Raw genomic sequence first — 251 nt, forward strand, 5'->3', positions numbered from 1 at the left:
CCAAGGGCTATGGCGCCGGCGGCGCGACCATCGACGGCCTGCACTTCGCGCGCATCGCCGGCACGGCGTTGACGCTCGGGCGCACCAGCACAGTGAAGAACTGCACCTTCAGTGATCTCACCGACACGGGAATCGCCGGGTCGTGGGAAGGCTTCGGCAGCCAGATCGTGGGCAACACCTTCCGTGACGTGCTCAACACCGGCATCTCCTGGCTGGAGAATCCCGCAGGCAGCGGCGGCACGCTCATCGCC

The 251-nt window shown here is 67.3% G+C and carries 1 protein-coding gene; it reads left to right on the forward strand.

Going from position 1 to position 251, the window contains the following annotated elements:
* Window positions 1–251 (forward strand): hypothetical protein (locus EUU22_RS25080; protein WP_165351007.1); only part of this gene is annotated, 251 nt, incomplete at both ends.

It is taken from the genome of Ciceribacter ferrooxidans, assembly GCF_004137355.1.
GTDB lineage: Bacteria > Pseudomonadota > Alphaproteobacteria > Rhizobiales > Rhizobiaceae > Allorhizobium > Allorhizobium ferrooxidans.